Below are 15747 nucleotides of genomic sequence, written 5' to 3'. Positions count from 1 at the left end.
GGCTGGAAATCAGAAACGCCATGATGAAGGACGTGCGCGGAATTTCCGCGTTGGTCCGCCGTGCCTACACCGAATTGCCGCCCTACACTCAGGGCGAGATTCGCGGTCAGATCAACAATTTTCCCGAAGGATGCTTCGTCGCGCTGCTCGATGAGGATGTCGTCGGTTATTGTGCATCGATGCAATTGCCCGAACCGGTGGTTTTCGCAGACCACGATTGGGACGAAATTTCAGGCAATGGTTATGGCAGCCGCCACGATCCGACGGGCGACTGGCTGTATGGCTATGAGATGTGCGTCGACCCCAAGGTTCGCGGTGTCCGCATTGGCCGCCGCTTGTACGAAGAACGCCGCGCACTGGCAGAAGATCGCGAACTGACCGGGATCGTGTTTGGCGGCCGGATGCCGAATTACAAACGGCGCAAGCGCAAGGTCGAAAGTCCGCAGGATTATCTGGACCAGGTGCTGGCCGGCAAGATTCACGATCCGGTCCTGCGCTTTCAACTTGCCAATGGTTTCGAGCCCGAGCGCATCCTCGAGAACTACCTGCCGGAAGACAAGGCGTCCGAAGGCAATGCGGTGATGATGGTCTGGCGCAACCCCTATGTCGAGCGCGACCAGCCGGTCAAAAAGCGCCTGCCGCGCGGGGTGGAAGCGGTGCGTGTGGCCACCTGCCAGCTTCAGGCGCGCGCAGTCACCGACTATGACGATTTCATGGGGAACATCCGGTATTTCGTCGATGTTGCAAGTGATTACGAGGCTGACTTCATAGTCTTTCCGGAACTCTTCACGCTTCAGCTGTTGAGCTTCGAAGAGAAGGAATTGTCTCCGGTCGAGGCAATCGAGCGCCTGTCCGAATACACACCTAGGTTGAAGGCCGACATCAGCGATATGGCGATGCGCTTCAACATCAACATCATCGCCGGATCGCATCCGACGCGGATGGATGATGGCGACATTCACAATATCGCCTATGTCTGCCTGCGCGACGGATCGGTCCACGAACAGGAGAAGATCCACCCCACTCCGAACGAGCGTTACTGGTGGAATATCAAGGGCGGCGACACGATCGATGTGATCCAGACCGATTGCGGTCCGATCGGGGTCCAGATTTGCTACGACAGCGAATTTCCGGAGCTTTCCCGCCGCCTGGCAGACGAAGGCGCACGGATCATTTTTGTGCCTTTCTGCACCGACAGTCGGCAGGGATACCTTCGCGTGCGCTATTGCGCGCAGGCACGGGCGATCGAAAACCAGTGTTTCGTGGTCATGTCCGGCAATGTCGGTAATTTGCCCAACGTCGGCAATATGGACATTCAATACGCGCAAAGCTGCATCCTTACACCGTGCGATTTCCCGTTTGCCCGAGACGGGATCGCCGCCGAGGCGAGCGAGAATGTCGAGACGCTGACGATCAGCGATATCAACCTCGCCGATTTGCAGTGGGCGCGCGCCGAAGGGACAGTGCGCAACCTCGCTGACCGGCGCTTCGATCTGTACCGTATCGAATGGGATGAAGCCGGTGAGCATCCTGGCAAGACCAGACCCCGCCGCGCCCCGCTCGGCGGCCCGGGCAGTGGAGGCGGATAAGCCATCATAGCCGCGTGACATAAGCGGCGCGGCGCGATAGGCGGAAGATTATGGCGGGCGAGCTCGACACTTCCTCGATGGGCGATGCATTGGTGATCCTCGGCGCTGCCGGGCTGGTCATCCCTGTCTTTACGCGCGTCAAGATCACCCCGATCATCGGCTTCATCCTGATCGGTGTCGCTGTTGGCCCGTTTGGACTGGGGAAGCTCGTATACGAGTATCCCTGGCTGTCGCATGTGACGATCACCGACCCAGAAGCTCTCGCCCCCTATGCCGAGTTCGGGATAATCCTGCTGCTGTTTACAATCGGGCTGGAACTGTCGTTCAAGCGATTGTGGCAATTGCGGAAACTCGTCTTCGGGCTGGGCGCGCTCGAATTGCTGATCATCGGCTCCATTGCGGCGACAGTCCTGTCGATGATGGGGCAATACTGGACCGGCGCAATAGCGCTTGGCTTTGCTCTGGCATTTTCCTCGACAGCCATCGTGCTGCCGATTGCCGGGACGCAATCCCCAGTCGGTCGCGCAGCCCTGTCGATGCTGTTGTTCGAAGACATCATGATCGTTCCGATCATCTTCGTCCTCGGCGCGATGGCACCCAATGCCGCAGGCGGCTGGGAAGGCCTCGTCGAAACGCTGTGGCAAGGCGGGCTGGTTGTGCTTGCGATGATGGTAATCGGGCGCATCGCCCTGCCCCGCCTGTTCGCCCAGGCCGCGCGGACCAAGAGCCCCGAACTGTTTCTCGCCGCCAGTCTGCTGGTGGTCATCGCGTCCAGCCTTGCTACTGCCGTGGTCGGGTTGTCGCCGATTGTCGGCGCGCTGATCGCGGGTCTGCTGATCGCAGAAACCGAATACCACTCCGAAGTCGAAGGCATCATCGAGCCGTTCAAGGGGCTTGCCCTCGGTATCTTCCTGATCACCGTCGGCATGAGCATCGACCTGCTGACCATCTGGGAGAATGTCTGGTCGATCATGACCGCGGTGGTTCTGGTCCTCGTATTCAAGGCCTTCGTGACCGGCTTCCTGCTTCGCATGATGGGTGCGCGGCGCAGTACGGCGGCGGAAACCGGCATTCTCATGGCGAGCCCTTCGGAAACGACGCTGATCGTGATGGCAGCAGCGAGCGCGGCCTTGCTGATCCAGCCCGGGACCGCGCAGTTCTGGCAGATCGTCACCGCAATCGGATTGACCGTCACCCCCGTGCTGGCCAGACTGGGGCGCATAATCGCGCGGCGCGTCGAACCCGCGCCAGTGGTCGAAACCCCTGATGACAGCGAGCAACCCGTCATCATCATCGGCGCGGGCCGTGTGGGCCGGCTGATTGCTCAGATGCTCGATGCGCATGACAAGCCCTACATCGCCATCGACAGCGATGCAGACCTGATCGAATCCGCCAAGCGGAAAGGTTACCGCGCCACCTTCGGCGATGCTGCGCGAGGCGACGCGATGAACCGCCTCGGCATCGAACGATCACCTGCGGTGGTCCTGACCATGGACGAACCGATCCTGGCTGAACGTCTCACGCGGAAATTGCGCAAGGACCATCCTGATCTGCTGATTGTGGCGCGCGCCCGTGACACGCAGCACGCTGCAGAGCTATACCGCGCCGGCGCGAGCCATGCCGTTCCCGAGACGCTGGAAAGCTCGCTCCAGCTGTCCGAAGCCGTGTTGGTCGATATCGGCGTTGCCATGGGGCCGGTAATCGCCTCGATCCACGAAAAGCGCGACGAATTCCGCGCCCAGATCGAGAAGGACGGCGCTCTCGATTATCGGCCCAAGCTGCGCACGAGTAACGCAGACAGCTGATTTCTCGGACCTTTCCTGGTTGTCACCCGTTGAGACAGCAAGGAGATGACATGAGCAACCCAGACCCCACCAAGCCGACCTCGAATGACGAGAAATTCAAGCCGCAGAATGTAAAGGGACCGCTGAAAGACCAGGCCCCGACCGACAAGCGCGGCGCGCCTGCCGATACCGAAGGGTATGACGTGGGATCGGGATCGAGCGGCGTGACCAAATCAACGCCCAACGCCTGACCCGGAATATCGCGAAGGTTCAGGCTCAGGCCAGAGCGGATTTTACGGCTGCAATCGCGTCGTCAGCTTTCGACCCGTCCGGCCCGCCGCCTTGCGCCATGTCAGCACGGCCACCGCCGCCCTTGCCGCCCAGGACTTCCACCCCGATACGCACAAGCTCAACGGCGCTGAAACGATCTGTCAGATCATCCGTGACCGCGACTGCAAAGGCCGCCTTGCCGTCATTAACAGCGACTGCTGCAGCTATGCCGCTGCCCAGCTTGGCCTTGGCGTCATCAAGCAGGGGTCGCAGTTCTTTCGGGTTCAGTCCGTCAAGCACCTGACCGGAAAACTTCACACCGCCGATCTCCTCTTCGACAGCTGCGGAAGAGCCGCTACCGCCTCCGCCGAGGGCGAATTGCTTGCGCGCCTCTGCGAGCTCTTTCTCAAGCGCCTTGCGCTCTTCCATGAGCGCGGAAAGCCGTGTCGGCACATCGTCAGGTGAAGTCTTGAGAACACTCGCCGCCGCCTTGAGAGCATCTTCGCGAGCAACGAGCCACTGCCGGGCGCTTTCGCCCGTCAACGCTTCGATCCGCCGCACACCAGATGAAACCGCGCTTTCCGAAATTATGCGGAACACCCCGATATCACCCGTGGCGCGTACATGGGTCCCGCCGCATAATTCGACCGAATAGTTGCGCCCCGCCCCGGCTGTGCGGCCCATCGATAACACCCTGACCTCGTCACCGTATTTCTCGCCGAACAGCGCCACCGCGCCCGCTTCAACCGCCTCATCCGGGCTCATCAGACGCGTGCTGACCGTTTCATTGGCGCGAATTTCCGCATTCACTTCGGCTTCGATCGCCGCAATGTCCTCGTCACTCAAGGGCTTGGGGTGCGAGAAATCGAACCGCAAGCGGTCTGCTGCAACAAGTGAGCCTTTTTGCGTGACATGCTCGCCAAGCCGGTTGCGCAGCGCGGCATGAACCAGATGCGTTGCCGAATGGTTTGCGCGGATCTTGTCCCGGCGGGCGACATCGACATCGAGATGTACGATGTCCCCGGTGCGGATCGTTCCGGCTTCGACCTTGGCCTTGTGGGCGTGGAGCCGGCCCAAAGGCTTCGCCGTGTCTGTCACCGTGACCTTCAGGCCTTCCGGCGTAGCGATAGTGCCGACATCGCCGGACTGGCCGCCGCTTTCGCCATAAAACGGTGTCTGGTTGGTCAGCACGATGACTTCCTGGCCCTCGTCGGCGCTGGTTACTTCTGCACTATCCCGGACCAGTGCGACCACCCGGCCTTCGCCGCTGGTGGCGGTATAGCCGGTAAACTCCGAGCTGCCTTCACGCTCCGCAAGGTCGAACCAGACTTCGTCCGACGCAGCTTCGCCCGATCCCTTCCATGCAGCGCGCGCTGCGGCTTTCTGACGCGCCATCGCCTCATCGAAGCCGGCCCGGTCGACGCCGATATTGCGCGCCCGCAAGGCGTCTTCGGTCAGGTCGTACGGGAAGCCAAACGTATCGTAGAGTTTGAAGGCGGTTTCGCCGTCGAGCTCGGCCCCGTCGCCCATGTCCGAAGTGGCCTCGTCAAGCAGACGCAAGCCTTTGTCGAGCGTACGCCGGAATTGCGTCTCTTCCCGCTCGAGCACTTCGGAAATCAGCGCCTGCCCGCGCTGGAGCTCAGGATAGGCCTGACCCATTTCGGATACGAGTTCCGGCACGAGGCGATGCATCAGCGGCTCGCTGGCACCAAGCAGGTGAGCGTGCCGCATGGCGCGGCGCATGATCCGGCGAAGCACATAGCCCCGCCCTTCGTTCGACGGGAGCACCCCGTCGGCCATCAGAAAACTGGTCGATCGCAGGTGATCGGAGATGACCCGATGGCTTGCCTGATTGGCACCCGCTGCCTTGACCCCTGTCAGGCTCACCGAAGCTTCTATCAGGTTGCGGAAAGTGTCGGTATCGTAGTTGTCGTGGACCCCCTGCATGACGGCTGCGATGCGTTCCAGCCCCATGCCGGTGTCGATCGACGGCTTCGGCAGATCGGCACGCGAACCGTCGGCCGATTGCTCGAACTGCATGAAAACCAGATTCCAGATTTCGATGAAGCGATCGCCGTCTTCATCGGGCGATCCGGGCGGACCGCCTGGAATGTGCGCCCCGTGATCGTAAAAAATTTCACTGCACGGGCCGCACGGCCCGGTATCGCCCATCGACCAGAAGTTGTCATTGGTCGCAATGCGGATGATCCGTTCTTCGGGCAAGCCGGAGATCTTGCGCCACAGGTCGAAGGCTTCGTCATCCGTGTGATAGATCGTTACCGTCAGCCTGTCAGCCGGCAGGCCCCATTCCTTCGTCAGCAACGTCCATGCGTTCAGGATCGCCTGTTCCTTGAAATAATCGCCGAAGCTGAAATTGCCGAGCATTTCGAAGAACGTATGATGCCGCGCGGTATAACCGACATTGTCGAGATCATTGTGCTTGCCGCCAGCCCTCACGCACTTCTGGCTGCTGGTCGCCCGCGGCGACGGGGCGGCCTCGAGCCCGGTGAAAATGTTCTTGAACGGGACCATCCCGGCGTTAACGAACATCAGGGTCGGGTCGTTGTAGGGTACCAGCGGCGCGCTGGGCACCACTTGATGCTCCGCGTCGGCGAAGAAATCCAGAAACGAGCGGCGAATATCGTTGGTCGATTGCATAGTCGGGCAGTTAAGGCTTCGCTCGCCGTGCGACAAGTCGATTAAATCGCTCTCTGTCGCCGGACCTGGCGATCCGCGTCCAGTTTTTGGTCTATTGCATTGGTGCCTTGGCGGTCACAACCCATGCCCCTGCGCGCAAGGCAATAATGCCCCCGTCATCATTCTGGCGCAGATATCGACCAAGACTGCCGAGGAACCTCGACTTGTCTTCGGGACCAAGCCCCGCTGCGGCACGCGCCGCCGGCCCGATGGTCTGGAAATATTCCAGCGCGTCGCCCACCGCATCTTCTCCGGCGCCCGCGATGAATGCATAGTCGATCCGCTCGAACATGATCTCCGTCCAGCCCGCATCGTGGAGAATGCCTTCGACATGCGCGCGATCTGCAAAGGCAAACGGGCCGGGAGAGAAGCGATCTGGCGGCACGAAGGTACCGCCGGGCAAGCAACCGGCCACGCGTTCGGCCCACGGGTTCTCTTCGAAACTCCGGAAGCACGAGAAGACCAGCCGTGCAGCCGGTGCGCAGATCGAACGAAGGTGGGCAAATGCAGCCACGGGTTGTTCGAAAAACATCAGGCCATGACGCGACATAAGGAGGTCCGGCGAAAATCCGTCACGCACCCAGTTCGCCGCATCGCCCTCGGCAAAGTCGAGATTGGAGAGATAGCCGGCTCTTTCCTTGGCAACTTCGATGAGTTCCGGCGAGACATCGAGGCCGACAACTTCGGCCATCGCGTGCTCACGGGCAATGGCCATGGACAGTTCGCCAGCCCCGCAGCCAACATCCAGAGCCTGATAGACCGAGCGTGCCCTGGCTTTGCCCAAGAGATGTTCTGTCAGCCCGCCAAAACTTCGATCGGTCCGGCGCCATTCCGCAGCCCAGCTGTGCCCGACGCGCCCTTGCCAATCGAGTTTTGTCGTCATGTTCTATCCCACCGGTGCAGGCCGCATTGGTTTTCTGGCTGCTGCCAGATCGTCCGTTGCAAATCGCTACTTCTATGGGTTTGCGGCACACGACAAGTCAACCAACGAAAAACCGGCGCGGCCCCCAGTTGGATGCTCGCGCCGGTTTTCCGTTTATTCGGGCCGACTGGACGGATGGCCCGCTTGAAGAGTGAGAGATCAGTCCTCCGCGTCAGGGCCTGCCATCATCTCTTCGGCGACTTCATCGGTGCGGCCGCGAATGGCGGCTTCCAATTTGTCGCGCATCTCGACGTTCTCATCGAGGAAACTCTTCGAGTTTTCGCGGCCTTGCCCGATGCGGACACTGTCATAGGAGAACCACGAACCCGACTTTTCGACCAACCCGGCCTTGACGCCGAGATCAAGGATTTCGCCGGTCTTGGAAATGCCCTTGCCGTACATGATGTCGAATTCGACCTGCTTGAACGGCGGAGCAACCTTGTTCTTGACCACTTTGACGCGGGTCGAGTTGCCCACCACTTCGTCACGGTCCTTGATCTGGCCGATCCGGCGGATGTCGAGGCGGACCGAAGCGTAAAACTTCAGCGCGTTGCCGCCAGTGGTGGTTTCCGGGTTGCCGTACATCACGCCAATCTTCATGCGCAGCTGGTTGATGAAAATCACCATGCATTTCGAGCGGTTGATCGAACCGGTCAGCTTGCGCAGCGACTGGCTCATCAGGCGGGCCTGCAGGCCAACATGGCTATCACCCATTTCGCCTTCGATTTCCGCACGCGGGACCAGTGCGGCAACCGAGTCGACCACCAGCACATCCACCGCATTGGAGCGGACCAGAGTATCGGTAATCTCGAGCGCCTGTTCGCCCGTGTCGGGCTGCGAGATGATAAGCTCGTCAATATCGACCCCGAGCTTCCTCGCATAGACAGGGTCCAGCGCGTGCTCTGCGTCGACAAATGCAACCGTGCCGCCAGCCTTCTGCGCTTCGGCGAGCACATGCAGGGCGAGAGTGGTCTTGCCTGAACTTTCCGGCCCATAAACTTCGATCACCCGCCCTTTGGGCAAGCCGCCGATTCCCAGCGCTATGTCGAGACCGAGCGAGCCGGTGGAAATCGATTCGACATTCATGGTCTCTTTCGAGCCCAGCTTCATCGCCGAACCCTTGCCGAATGCCCGGTCAATCTGTGCGAGCGCTGCGTCGAGCGCTTTCTGACGGTCCACGTTCGATTCCTTACCTTCTACCAGCTTGAGATTCGCTGCCATGACATGGCCTCCATCAGTTGCCTAGGGCGGCTGCCCGACTCTTCAACTGTTCGAGTGTGTACGCAGTTTGTTCTCAAAGAACAAGAGTGGAACAAAACTTTTTTGCCCGTGAGCGGCAAATCAGCAGGTTTCGGACCCTTTATCGCGTGTATCGCGACTGCCAGTCGTATTCACGGCGGGAGTTGGCCGGCAGGTCCAGTTCGACGATCCAGGTGCCGTCCTTGAGCTTTTGTTCCTTGCCCCGCCACCGCGCTTCGGTCGAGCCTGCGATAGCGACAGGAACCCACACGCGGATCGAATGATCATTGGCGTTGGTGATCGCAGTCCTGATGGTTCTCCACCGGTTTGGCCGGTCCTCGTCCGGCTGGGGCCCGAGCCGGCGGCATTGCGCAAACACTTGCGAACTGCGCCCGATTTCCAGCTCGACATCCTGATTGACCGCGTAATCGCGCAGACTGATTTCCGACACCAGCTGGATGCCGTTCCCGCCCGGTTCGAACACCGTGAGCGAACCCAAAGGCAAAGCGACGCCAAGCCCCTTCTCCGTCTCATTCTTCGTAACCAGCAACATTTGCGCTGGTTGAAAAAGCCCGCCTTCATCTTCAGGCAGAAAGGCGAGATCGCCCTCGCACCGGAAGGTATAGACAAACCGCGCCTCGACCTCGTCCTTGTTGAGAAACGCAACCTGCTTGAGCCCCTTGGCCGCGACGGTGACTTGCATCGGTACGCGGTAGAGCTTGAGATCACCGAGATCCTCTTCCTCCGCCGAAACGACGGCTACTGGGGCAGCCGTTTCCATCTTTTCGCGCTGTAAGCGCGCGCCGGTAACCACAATGCTATCTGCGAAGCTTGCCATGGCTGGCGGGGGCGGCATTGGCCTGCCGGGGCTACGGTCGCGGTCATAATAGGGCACCGGCGATCCCTGCGCAGTGCTGCCTATGGGGTAGCAAGTGAGACGCAGCGGCTCGCCGCGCGGAGCCTGCGACAGCGCGCGGAAATTGCTCGTCACATTCAACGTTCCAGCGACGACTTGCAGATCGGCATCCACGAAGCTTTGCCCGTTGTCATTGAGCACCGTCAGCCAGCTGAGCAGCCGCATGGTAAAGGTCCCGTCGCCCTTCCCACCGCCCTTCCCACCGCCATTCCCCTCGCCCAGTGTTGCAACATAATTCGCCTGCCAGTCGAAGCCCCAGGCCAGATAGGTCAGCGTGACTTGATAGGTGCCGCCGACCGGATCGCTTGTGTCGATCGAGAACACCGGCTTGGCGGAAAGACCGTCAGGCACGCGGTCGAAGGTGAGCTTTTCCGGCAGACCGGCGCAGCGCACCGCTTCGAAACCTTCGCCCGTCTGTAGCACCAGGCCGCCATCGGCCCGCGTGCGGACAATGGCACTGGCGCTGTCCGTCTTGCCCGTCGCGGGATTGGTCCGCGTAATCGTGACCCGGTTGCCCAGCGCACCGTTCACCAGCGCGGCGGGGGAGAGGATTTCGGCATTGCGGTTTTTCTCGATCGTCCCGCCCGGCAGGCCGGTGACGATTGCGGTAACGCCGACCATGCCTTCCGCCACGCCATCGAAACGGATGGTCGATTCACCTTTGGGAAGCGTGACTGTCCGCGTCTCGCTGATCATCGCGAAACCGCGCGGCATGTCGCGATTCATCTCGCTCCATTGGCCGCGATCGGGATCGCGATAGACTGTAATCGAAATCGCTTCCGCCACGGACGCCTCGACCGTCTCGCGCGCGGCAAGCGGCGGGCAAAGCGCCACAATGGCAAGGATCAGGGCCGCAAGTCGCGTCATGCACATCGCCCGATCAGTAACGACTCTCGTAGGTAACGCGGATCACACGTTCGCCCTCGGCGGGGACCGGGACGATCCATTTGCGCCGGTCTGCATTGATCTGCATGCCCGCAATGTCTTCGCTGACGATCCGGTAGTCGCTCGCCCACCAGCTGCGCATCAGGCCGGACTGAACCAGATCGACTTCGACCGCCGTGCTCTTGGCATTGGTCAGCGTGTAACGAATGGTCGTGCGATAAAATTTCTTCGGCCGCTCGACATCTATCTGCTCTACCACTTCGCCATCGCGCAACACCCGGTAACGGGCTGACCTCTCCCACTCGGCTGCGGTAATCTCTTCACGTTTCTCCGTCTCGGCCTGGATATAGATATCGAACGCTTCGCCAGTCCGCAGCGACAGCTCGCTGCCCATCGGAGTGTGCCCGATGCCGCTTTCGCCGATGAACTGCGGCGTGCCCTGCTGGTCGCGCTGGTAGAACCGCACCGTGCCAGCGGGCAAAGCATCACCCAGTCCCTGATCACGCGACGTCGAGAAGCTGATCTCCGTTGTGGCAGGGGTGGGTGCCCGCTCGTTCGCCAGCCAGCCGACTTCACGCCGGTAAACCTTGCGTGCGGGAACCCCCTGCACGTCGAGAAAACTCACCTGCTTCGTCTGGGCGTTGGCAATCGTGGTGCGCGCAGAGATCGGATAGAGATAGAAATCGCCCACTTGCTCGCGGCCGGAGTTTTCCGTCCCCGGTGTCAGCATCCCCCGGCTCATCCGCCGCCCGCCTCCACTTGGATTGCCCGCGACCAGCAAGGTATCAGCATCATGGAAGGTGGTGCCGGTGTTGTTGGTCAGCGTGACCCAGCCCTGCATGTCGGTCGTCCCGCGCTGATCGTCGAACAGCGCGACATAGTCCGCGCTCCACCCGAGCCCCGGCGTAAGATAGCGGATCGACGCCGGCCGCGTGCCCGAACGACTGCTCAGCAGGTTGACGGAAAGCGTCGGGCGCGCGCGCAGATTCGGCGGCACCCGGTCGAACACCACGCGGACCGGCAGCCCGTCATCGCGCAGCACTTCGATCCGGTCACCGATCTGCACCACCACGCCGCCAGCGGTCGAAAGCACCTTCGCCCGCTCGGTCGTCTCACGCCCGGTCGCCGGATTGGTCCGCACCAGCGTGACCGTCTGACCGATGGCTTTCTCCATCATCTTGACCGGGGTCAGCAGGTCGAAATCGAAGTTTTGTTCGGCAATCGTCGTATCGGCGGCAAAGAAGCTCAAGGTTTCAGGCCGGATCTGAGCCGACACATCGGGAAACTCGATCTTGCTTTCGCCCTGGCGAATGTTGATCTGCCGCACATCCTGCACCAGCGCGAGATTGTTGTTGTAGATCGTGACCGCGACATCGCCTTGCGCGGTCTCATCACGATCGGACACCGATTGCCCTGCCGCCTGTGACCCAAGCGCCAGCGCGGAGGCGCCGACGGCAGCCAGTCCGAAGCCCTTCAGATTTCGCGTGAATCGTATCATTTCCAGCTCTCCCGAACGATCTTTTGCCGAATTGTGCCATTGGACGATGCACAAAAAAAGGGCGCAGACATGGTCTGCGCCCGTCTTTCTGAATGCTCGCCGAATGTCAGCTGCGCGGCGGGAAGATGCCCTGCAACGCGATGCAGTAGTTGATCACGAGATAGGGCTGCATATTGTTGACTGCCGCGTTCGAGCCGGTGTTACCAACCGTATCGGATGCCATCGATCCGGTCACAGCTGCAGTGTCCTCATAGATCAGAGTGCTCGACCGGGCAAAGCGGTTGCCGGTCGGGTTGCCGCTGTCTGCCGGAGCGGTGTTGTTGATATTGAGCGAGTGATTGTGGCTCGGCAATTGCGTAGTGTTGAGAGTGTTCGTTTCCGTGCCGCTTCTCTGCCCGATCGGGCGGGGCGTCAGTCCGGGTCCGGTGCCCTGGTGCATCGGCACCCGGCCGCGCAGATCGGGCAAGGCAAAGGTCGTGCGTCCATCGCCGCCGTACTGCGTGCCGAGCAGCGAGAACAAAGCAGTGTTGCTGGAAATGGCCAGCAATTGCCCATCCATTCGCGCTGTCGCCCGTGGGCAGAAGTTGAACGCAACCGGCGTCACTTCGCCGATGTAAGCGTCAGTTCCGGCACTCGCCGGTGCGGCAGTCATGCAGGTGACCATTGCAGCCGATGCTGCAAGTGTGGCTCTCAATTTCATTGTAATCCCCTTTTTTCCGTTTCCGGCGTTTACGCTCTTGTTATCAACGGACCCAAAGAGGTGTGTATCATAATCCAAAGCAAAACAGGAAAGAAATTTGCCGATTTTACTATTGGGCGACCTTGCCGAGGATCCGGCCGACCTTGTCGCCGATTTGCTTGACTGAAAATGGCTTGGCCAGGAAGTGCATGTCCGCGACGTCGATTTCCTTGCGCAGCTGCTCTTCAGCGTAGCCCGACATGAACAACACCGGCAGGTCCGGACGCTGCTGACGGATCGCCTTGACCATGGTCGGGCCGTCCATGCCCGGCATCACGACATCCGACAGAATCAGGTCGAATTCACCGCCATTGGCGATCGCAGCAAGACCTTCTTCACCGTCGCACGCAGTGGTAATCGTATGGCCTGACCGGGCCAGAGCGCGCTCTGCAACCGCGCGGACCATGTCCTCGTCCTCGACCAGCAGAATACGTCCACCGCCCGACCAGGCGCTGGCTCCGCCAGCATCCGGCTCGGCTTCGGCTGCGGCGCTTTCAACTTCCATCTCGGGGGCATCATGCACTGGCAGGTAGATCGTGAAACGCGCGCCTTCCGCCTGGCCGGACAGAGCCTGCACATTGTCGGCAAAAATGAACCCGCCCGATTGTTTGACGATCCCGTACACGGTCGAAAGACCGAGCCCCGTCCCTTTGCCCTGCTCTTTGGTGGTGAAGAAGGGCTCGAAAATCTTGCCAATCTTTTCCGGCGGAATGCCGCCCCCGGTGTCCTGCGCCACGAGAACGGTATAATCGGCCACCGGGATGATGTCAGAACCCATCGCGCGCACATCACGCGCCGACACGCGTCTGGTCGCCAGCGTCAGCTTGCCGCGCCCGTCACCGCGTGACTGGATCGCATCGCGCGCATTTACCGCAAGGTTGACCACCACTTGTTCGAGCTGCTGCGGGTCCGCCCTTACGGGACCCAGATCGCGGTCATGCCGGACTTTGAGTTCGATATTCTCGCCCAGAAGCCGCTTCAGCAACTGGCTGACTTCACTGACCACATCGGGCAGTTGCAAAACCTTGGGTTGCAGCGTTTGCTGACGGCTGAACGCCAGCAATTGCCGGGTCAGACTGGCCGCGCGATTGGAATTGGCCTTGACCTGCTGGATGTCGTCATAATCGCTATCGCCCGGCGTATGGCGCAACAGCATCAGGTCGCAATAACCGATGATGGCGGTCAGCACATTGTTGAAATCATGCGCCACACCGCCGGCAAGCTGGCCAACGGCCTGCATCTTGGTCGCTTGCGCGACTTGCCGCTTGAGCTTCGTTTCCTCGGTCGAATCCGCAAGGCTCAGCAGCACCGCTGCCTCGCCCAGCCCGCGCACACCGGCCAGACCGAGCGATACCGGGTCATCAGGGGCTTCGCGCAGTCGCACCGCCATGTCTCCGCTCGATGCAGGCCCCTTGCCGAAGCGGCGGACAGCATCCGCCAAAGCGCCCTTGTCTTCGCGCACCACGAGGTCGGAGGGGTATTGCGGCATCCCTTTTCCGTCACGTCCGATCGCGCGCTGGAAAGCCGGATTGCCGAACAGGAAACGCCCGTCGCGGTCGGTCATTGCCAGACCCAGCGGCAACGCACCGAGCAATGCTTCAAGCTGCGGCGTTGCTGCGGCGCCGGGGCCTTCCTGGCCGCCCCCAATGCCTACGCCGCTTTCCAGCAAGAGCATCAGCGAAGGGGCTTTGTCTGCACCCGGAATACGCTCTGCATCCGGATCGTGCAGCGGGACTTGAACGAGGGTCTGCGGCGGCCCTTTGCTTCCCTCCCGTGCGAAAAACATCCGGTCCCGGTCGTCGGTCCGCAGGAAACTGACGAATTTCTGCCCGGCCAGTGTCGCCGACGGATCGCCCGACCCGCGCTGTGCAAAGCCCGGCCCGGCTGCGCGGACCAGACCATCGGGTCCGACCAGCGCGGTCTCGATCCCGGCCTGCGACAGCAATTGGCCCAGCGGTCCGCTGATCAACCCGCTGATCTCGCCGGCCGGGTCTGCTGCCATCAGCTTGCCAATCCGCCAGATCAGATAATCTTCGCCGCGCCCGGCCCGTTCGGCTGTCGCGTGCCAGCCAGGCGTGCCGTCGTCACGGCGCAATTGCCCGGCATCGGCGGAGCCATCGCGCCAGGCTTCACGCGCCGTGCGGGTCAGTCGTTCGAGCGATTCGCGGTCCACCGGCAGGTTCGGCGGCGCGGTCGTGGCACCAAACCACTCGCTGTGCAGAGTGTTGGCACAGGTCAGCCGGTTGGCACGGTCGGTAATCGCCACAGCCATCCCCGGTTGTTCGATCGCTGTAACGGTGACCGACCAGTCAGGCGGGGCAAGTTCTTCGGCCTTGCCGCGGGCCAGCATGCGGCCCGCTGCCAGCGCTACGAGTGCCAGCACAACCAACCCGGCGACATAGGCCGCGACGAGAATGAGGTCTGCGCTAAGCCACCACAATATGCCTGCGGACAGCAAGACGGCCACCGCAATCGCAATCATGAGGACAGGATTGCGCTCCGCTTGCGCTTCCCCGCTGGTCATCATCCCTTGCTGGTTCCCAACCGTTCATCGAGCCGCCGTTCAAGTCGCTTCAAGCGCTTACTGCGTTTGCGTGCAACCATGAACCGCCAGATGAAGCTGGACGCCACATAACCGGCGGCTGAACTGACGATAGCCATTACCAGAAAACCGAACGCGGTCACTCCGGCAACTTCGAACGCTTCGATTACCCACGACCAGCGGCCGGATGCGAGCTCGTCATTGGCCATCCCCCCGGCGAAACTGTCCACCTTCAAGACGAAGGCACCCACCCTGTTCGCAGCAACGACCCAGAAGGCATAAGTGAACGGGTTGGTGATGAACGTAACCAGCGCCGCCAATGGCACGTTGGCCCGGGCCGGAAGTGCCAGGAATGCAGCGAGGAAAATCTGGCCGACCGGAATGATAAAGCCGGCAAACAGGCCCAGGGCAACGCCGCGCGGCACAGACCGGCGGGTGAAGCGCCACAATTCTGGCGAGAGAAAGCGGTGCGCAATCGGCCTGAGGTATTTGTTGCGCGCCATTTCGTCACGCGTCGGCGTGTGTTTACGGATCAGATCCGCAAGCCAGGTTTTGGAGCGTTTGGCAGCCATCATGTTGCGCGCGCATTGCGCCTGTTCGCATCAAAGCGCAAGCCAGGCGGGAGGGATTTCGGCAGAGCGGTCATCATGGTCAATATGGATACCG

11 protein-coding genes are annotated in these 15747 nt (G+C 61.2%); 3 read left to right on the top strand and 8 right to left on the bottom strand.

The window, feature by feature from the left end:
• Window positions 1-20: 20 nt before the first annotated feature.
• Genes E0502_RS11365 through E0502_RS11355 form a run of 3 tightly spaced genes read left to right on the top strand, consistent with a single transcriptional unit; the run spans window position 21 to window position 3624 of the window.
• The gene (locus tag E0502_RS11365; protein ID WP_240049158.1) at window positions 21-1589 is read left to right on the top strand and encodes a carbon-nitrogen hydrolase family protein; all 1569 of its coding nucleotides are present in this window, start codon (window positions 21-23) and stop codon (window positions 1587-1589) included.
• Window positions 1590-1639: 50 nt separating this feature from the next.
• On the top strand, window positions 1640-3394 hold the full coding sequence (locus E0502_RS11360) for a cation:proton antiporter domain-containing protein (protein ID WP_137678117.1): 1755 nt from the start codon (window positions 1640-1642) through the stop codon (window positions 3392-3394).
• A gap of 50 nt (window positions 3395-3444) precedes the next feature.
• On the top strand, window positions 3445-3624 hold the full coding sequence (locus E0502_RS11355) for a hypothetical protein (protein ID WP_137678116.1): 180 nt from the start codon (window positions 3445-3447) through the stop codon (window positions 3622-3624).
• Between the two features lie 25 nt (window positions 3625-3649).
• Here the strand turns inward: E0502_RS11355 and alaS are convergent, their stop codons facing one another.
• The 8 genes from alaS to E0502_RS11315 all read right to left on the bottom strand — a co-directional run bounded on the left by alaS (window position 3650) and on the right by E0502_RS11315 (window position 15656).
• Window positions 3650-6301 (bottom strand): alanine--tRNA ligase, encoded by a 2652-nt coding sequence (gene alaS, locus E0502_RS11350; RefSeq protein ID WP_137678115.1) that lies wholly within the window; start codon window positions 6299-6301, stop codon window positions 3650-3652.
• 91 nt (window positions 6302-6392) lie between these two features.
• Entirely contained in the window at window positions 6393-7223 is an 831-nt protein-coding gene (locus E0502_RS11345; protein WP_137678114.1) for a class I SAM-dependent methyltransferase, read from the bottom strand.
• A 198-nt stretch (window positions 7224-7421) separates the two neighbouring features.
• The gene (recA, locus tag E0502_RS11340) at window positions 7422-8483 is read right to left on the bottom strand and encodes a recombinase RecA (RefSeq protein WP_137678113.1); all 1062 of its coding nucleotides are present in this window, start codon (window positions 8481-8483) and stop codon (window positions 7422-7424) included.
• Between the two features lie 139 nt (window positions 8484-8622).
• Entirely contained in the window at window positions 8623-10284 is a 1662-nt protein-coding gene (locus E0502_RS11335) for a DUF4139 domain-containing protein (protein ID WP_137678112.1), read from the bottom strand.
• Between the two features lie 13 nt (window positions 10285-10297).
• Entirely contained in the window at window positions 10298-11800 is a 1503-nt protein-coding gene (locus E0502_RS11330; RefSeq protein ID WP_137678111.1) for a DUF4139 domain-containing protein, read from the bottom strand.
• A 106-nt stretch (window positions 11801-11906) separates the two neighbouring features.
• Window positions 11907-12500 carry a phage tail protein gene (locus E0502_RS11325; protein WP_204517957.1) on the bottom strand — a complete coding sequence of 198 codons (594 nt, stop codon included), beginning with the start codon at window positions 12498-12500 and terminating at the stop codon, window positions 11907-11909.
• 109 nt (window positions 12501-12609) lie between these two features.
• A complete protein-coding gene (locus tag E0502_RS11320; protein ID WP_137678110.1) occupies window positions 12610-15066 on the bottom strand; it encodes a response regulator in 2457 nt (818 codons plus the stop codon).
• Window positions 15063-15656 carry a DUF2062 domain-containing protein gene (locus E0502_RS11315; protein WP_420813504.1) on the bottom strand — a complete coding sequence of 198 codons (594 nt, stop codon included), beginning with the start codon at window positions 15654-15656 and terminating at the stop codon, window positions 15063-15065. Before E0502_RS11315 ends, E0502_RS11320 begins: the two co-directional genes overlap by 4 nt.
• Between the last annotated feature and the right edge of the window lie 91 nt (window positions 15657-15747).

The organism is Parerythrobacter lutipelagi (assembly GCF_005434975.1).
Classification (GTDB): Bacteria; Pseudomonadota; Alphaproteobacteria; order Sphingomonadales; family Sphingomonadaceae; genus Parerythrobacter_A; species Parerythrobacter_A lutipelagi.
This window is presented reverse-complemented; position numbering and strand designations above follow the sequence as displayed.

Bases quoted from the DNA above. Each gene is read 5' to 3' on its own strand.
- E0502_RS11365 (WP_240049158.1), top strand. From the start codon at position 21: ATGATGAAGGACGTGCGCGGAATTTCCGCGTTGGTCCGCCGTGCCTAC.
- E0502_RS11360 (WP_137678117.1), top strand. From the start codon at position 1,640: ATGGCGGGCGAGCTCGACACTTCCTCGATGGGCGATGCATTGGTGATC.
- E0502_RS11355 (WP_137678116.1), top strand. From the start codon at position 3,445: ATGAGCAACCCAGACCCCACCAAGCCGACCTCGAATGACGAGAAATTC.
- alaS (WP_137678115.1), bottom strand. From the start codon at position 6,301: ATGCAATCGACCAACGATATTCGCCGCTCGTTTCTGGATTTCTTCGCC.
- E0502_RS11345 (WP_137678114.1), bottom strand. From the start codon at position 7,223: ATGACGACAAAACTCGATTGGCAAGGGCGCGTCGGGCACAGCTGGGCT.
- recA (WP_137678113.1), bottom strand. From the start codon at position 8,483: ATGGCAGCGAATCTCAAGCTGGTAGAAGGTAAGGAATCGAACGTGGAC.
- E0502_RS11335 (WP_137678112.1), bottom strand. From the start codon at position 10,284: ATGACGCGACTTGCGGCCCTGATCCTTGCCATTGTGGCGCTTTGCCCG.
- E0502_RS11330 (WP_137678111.1), bottom strand. From the start codon at position 11,800: ATGATACGATTCACGCGAAATCTGAAGGGCTTCGGACTGGCTGCCGTC.
- E0502_RS11325 (WP_204517957.1), bottom strand. From the start codon at position 12,500: ATGAAATTGAGAGCCACACTTGCAGCATCGGCTGCAATGGTCACCTGC.
- E0502_RS11320 (WP_137678110.1), bottom strand. From the start codon at position 15,066: ATGATGACCAGCGGGGAAGCGCAAGCGGAGCGCAATCCTGTCCTCATG.
- E0502_RS11315 (WP_420813504.1), bottom strand. From the start codon at position 15,656: ATGATGGCTGCCAAACGCTCCAAAACCTGGCTTGCGGATCTGATCCGT.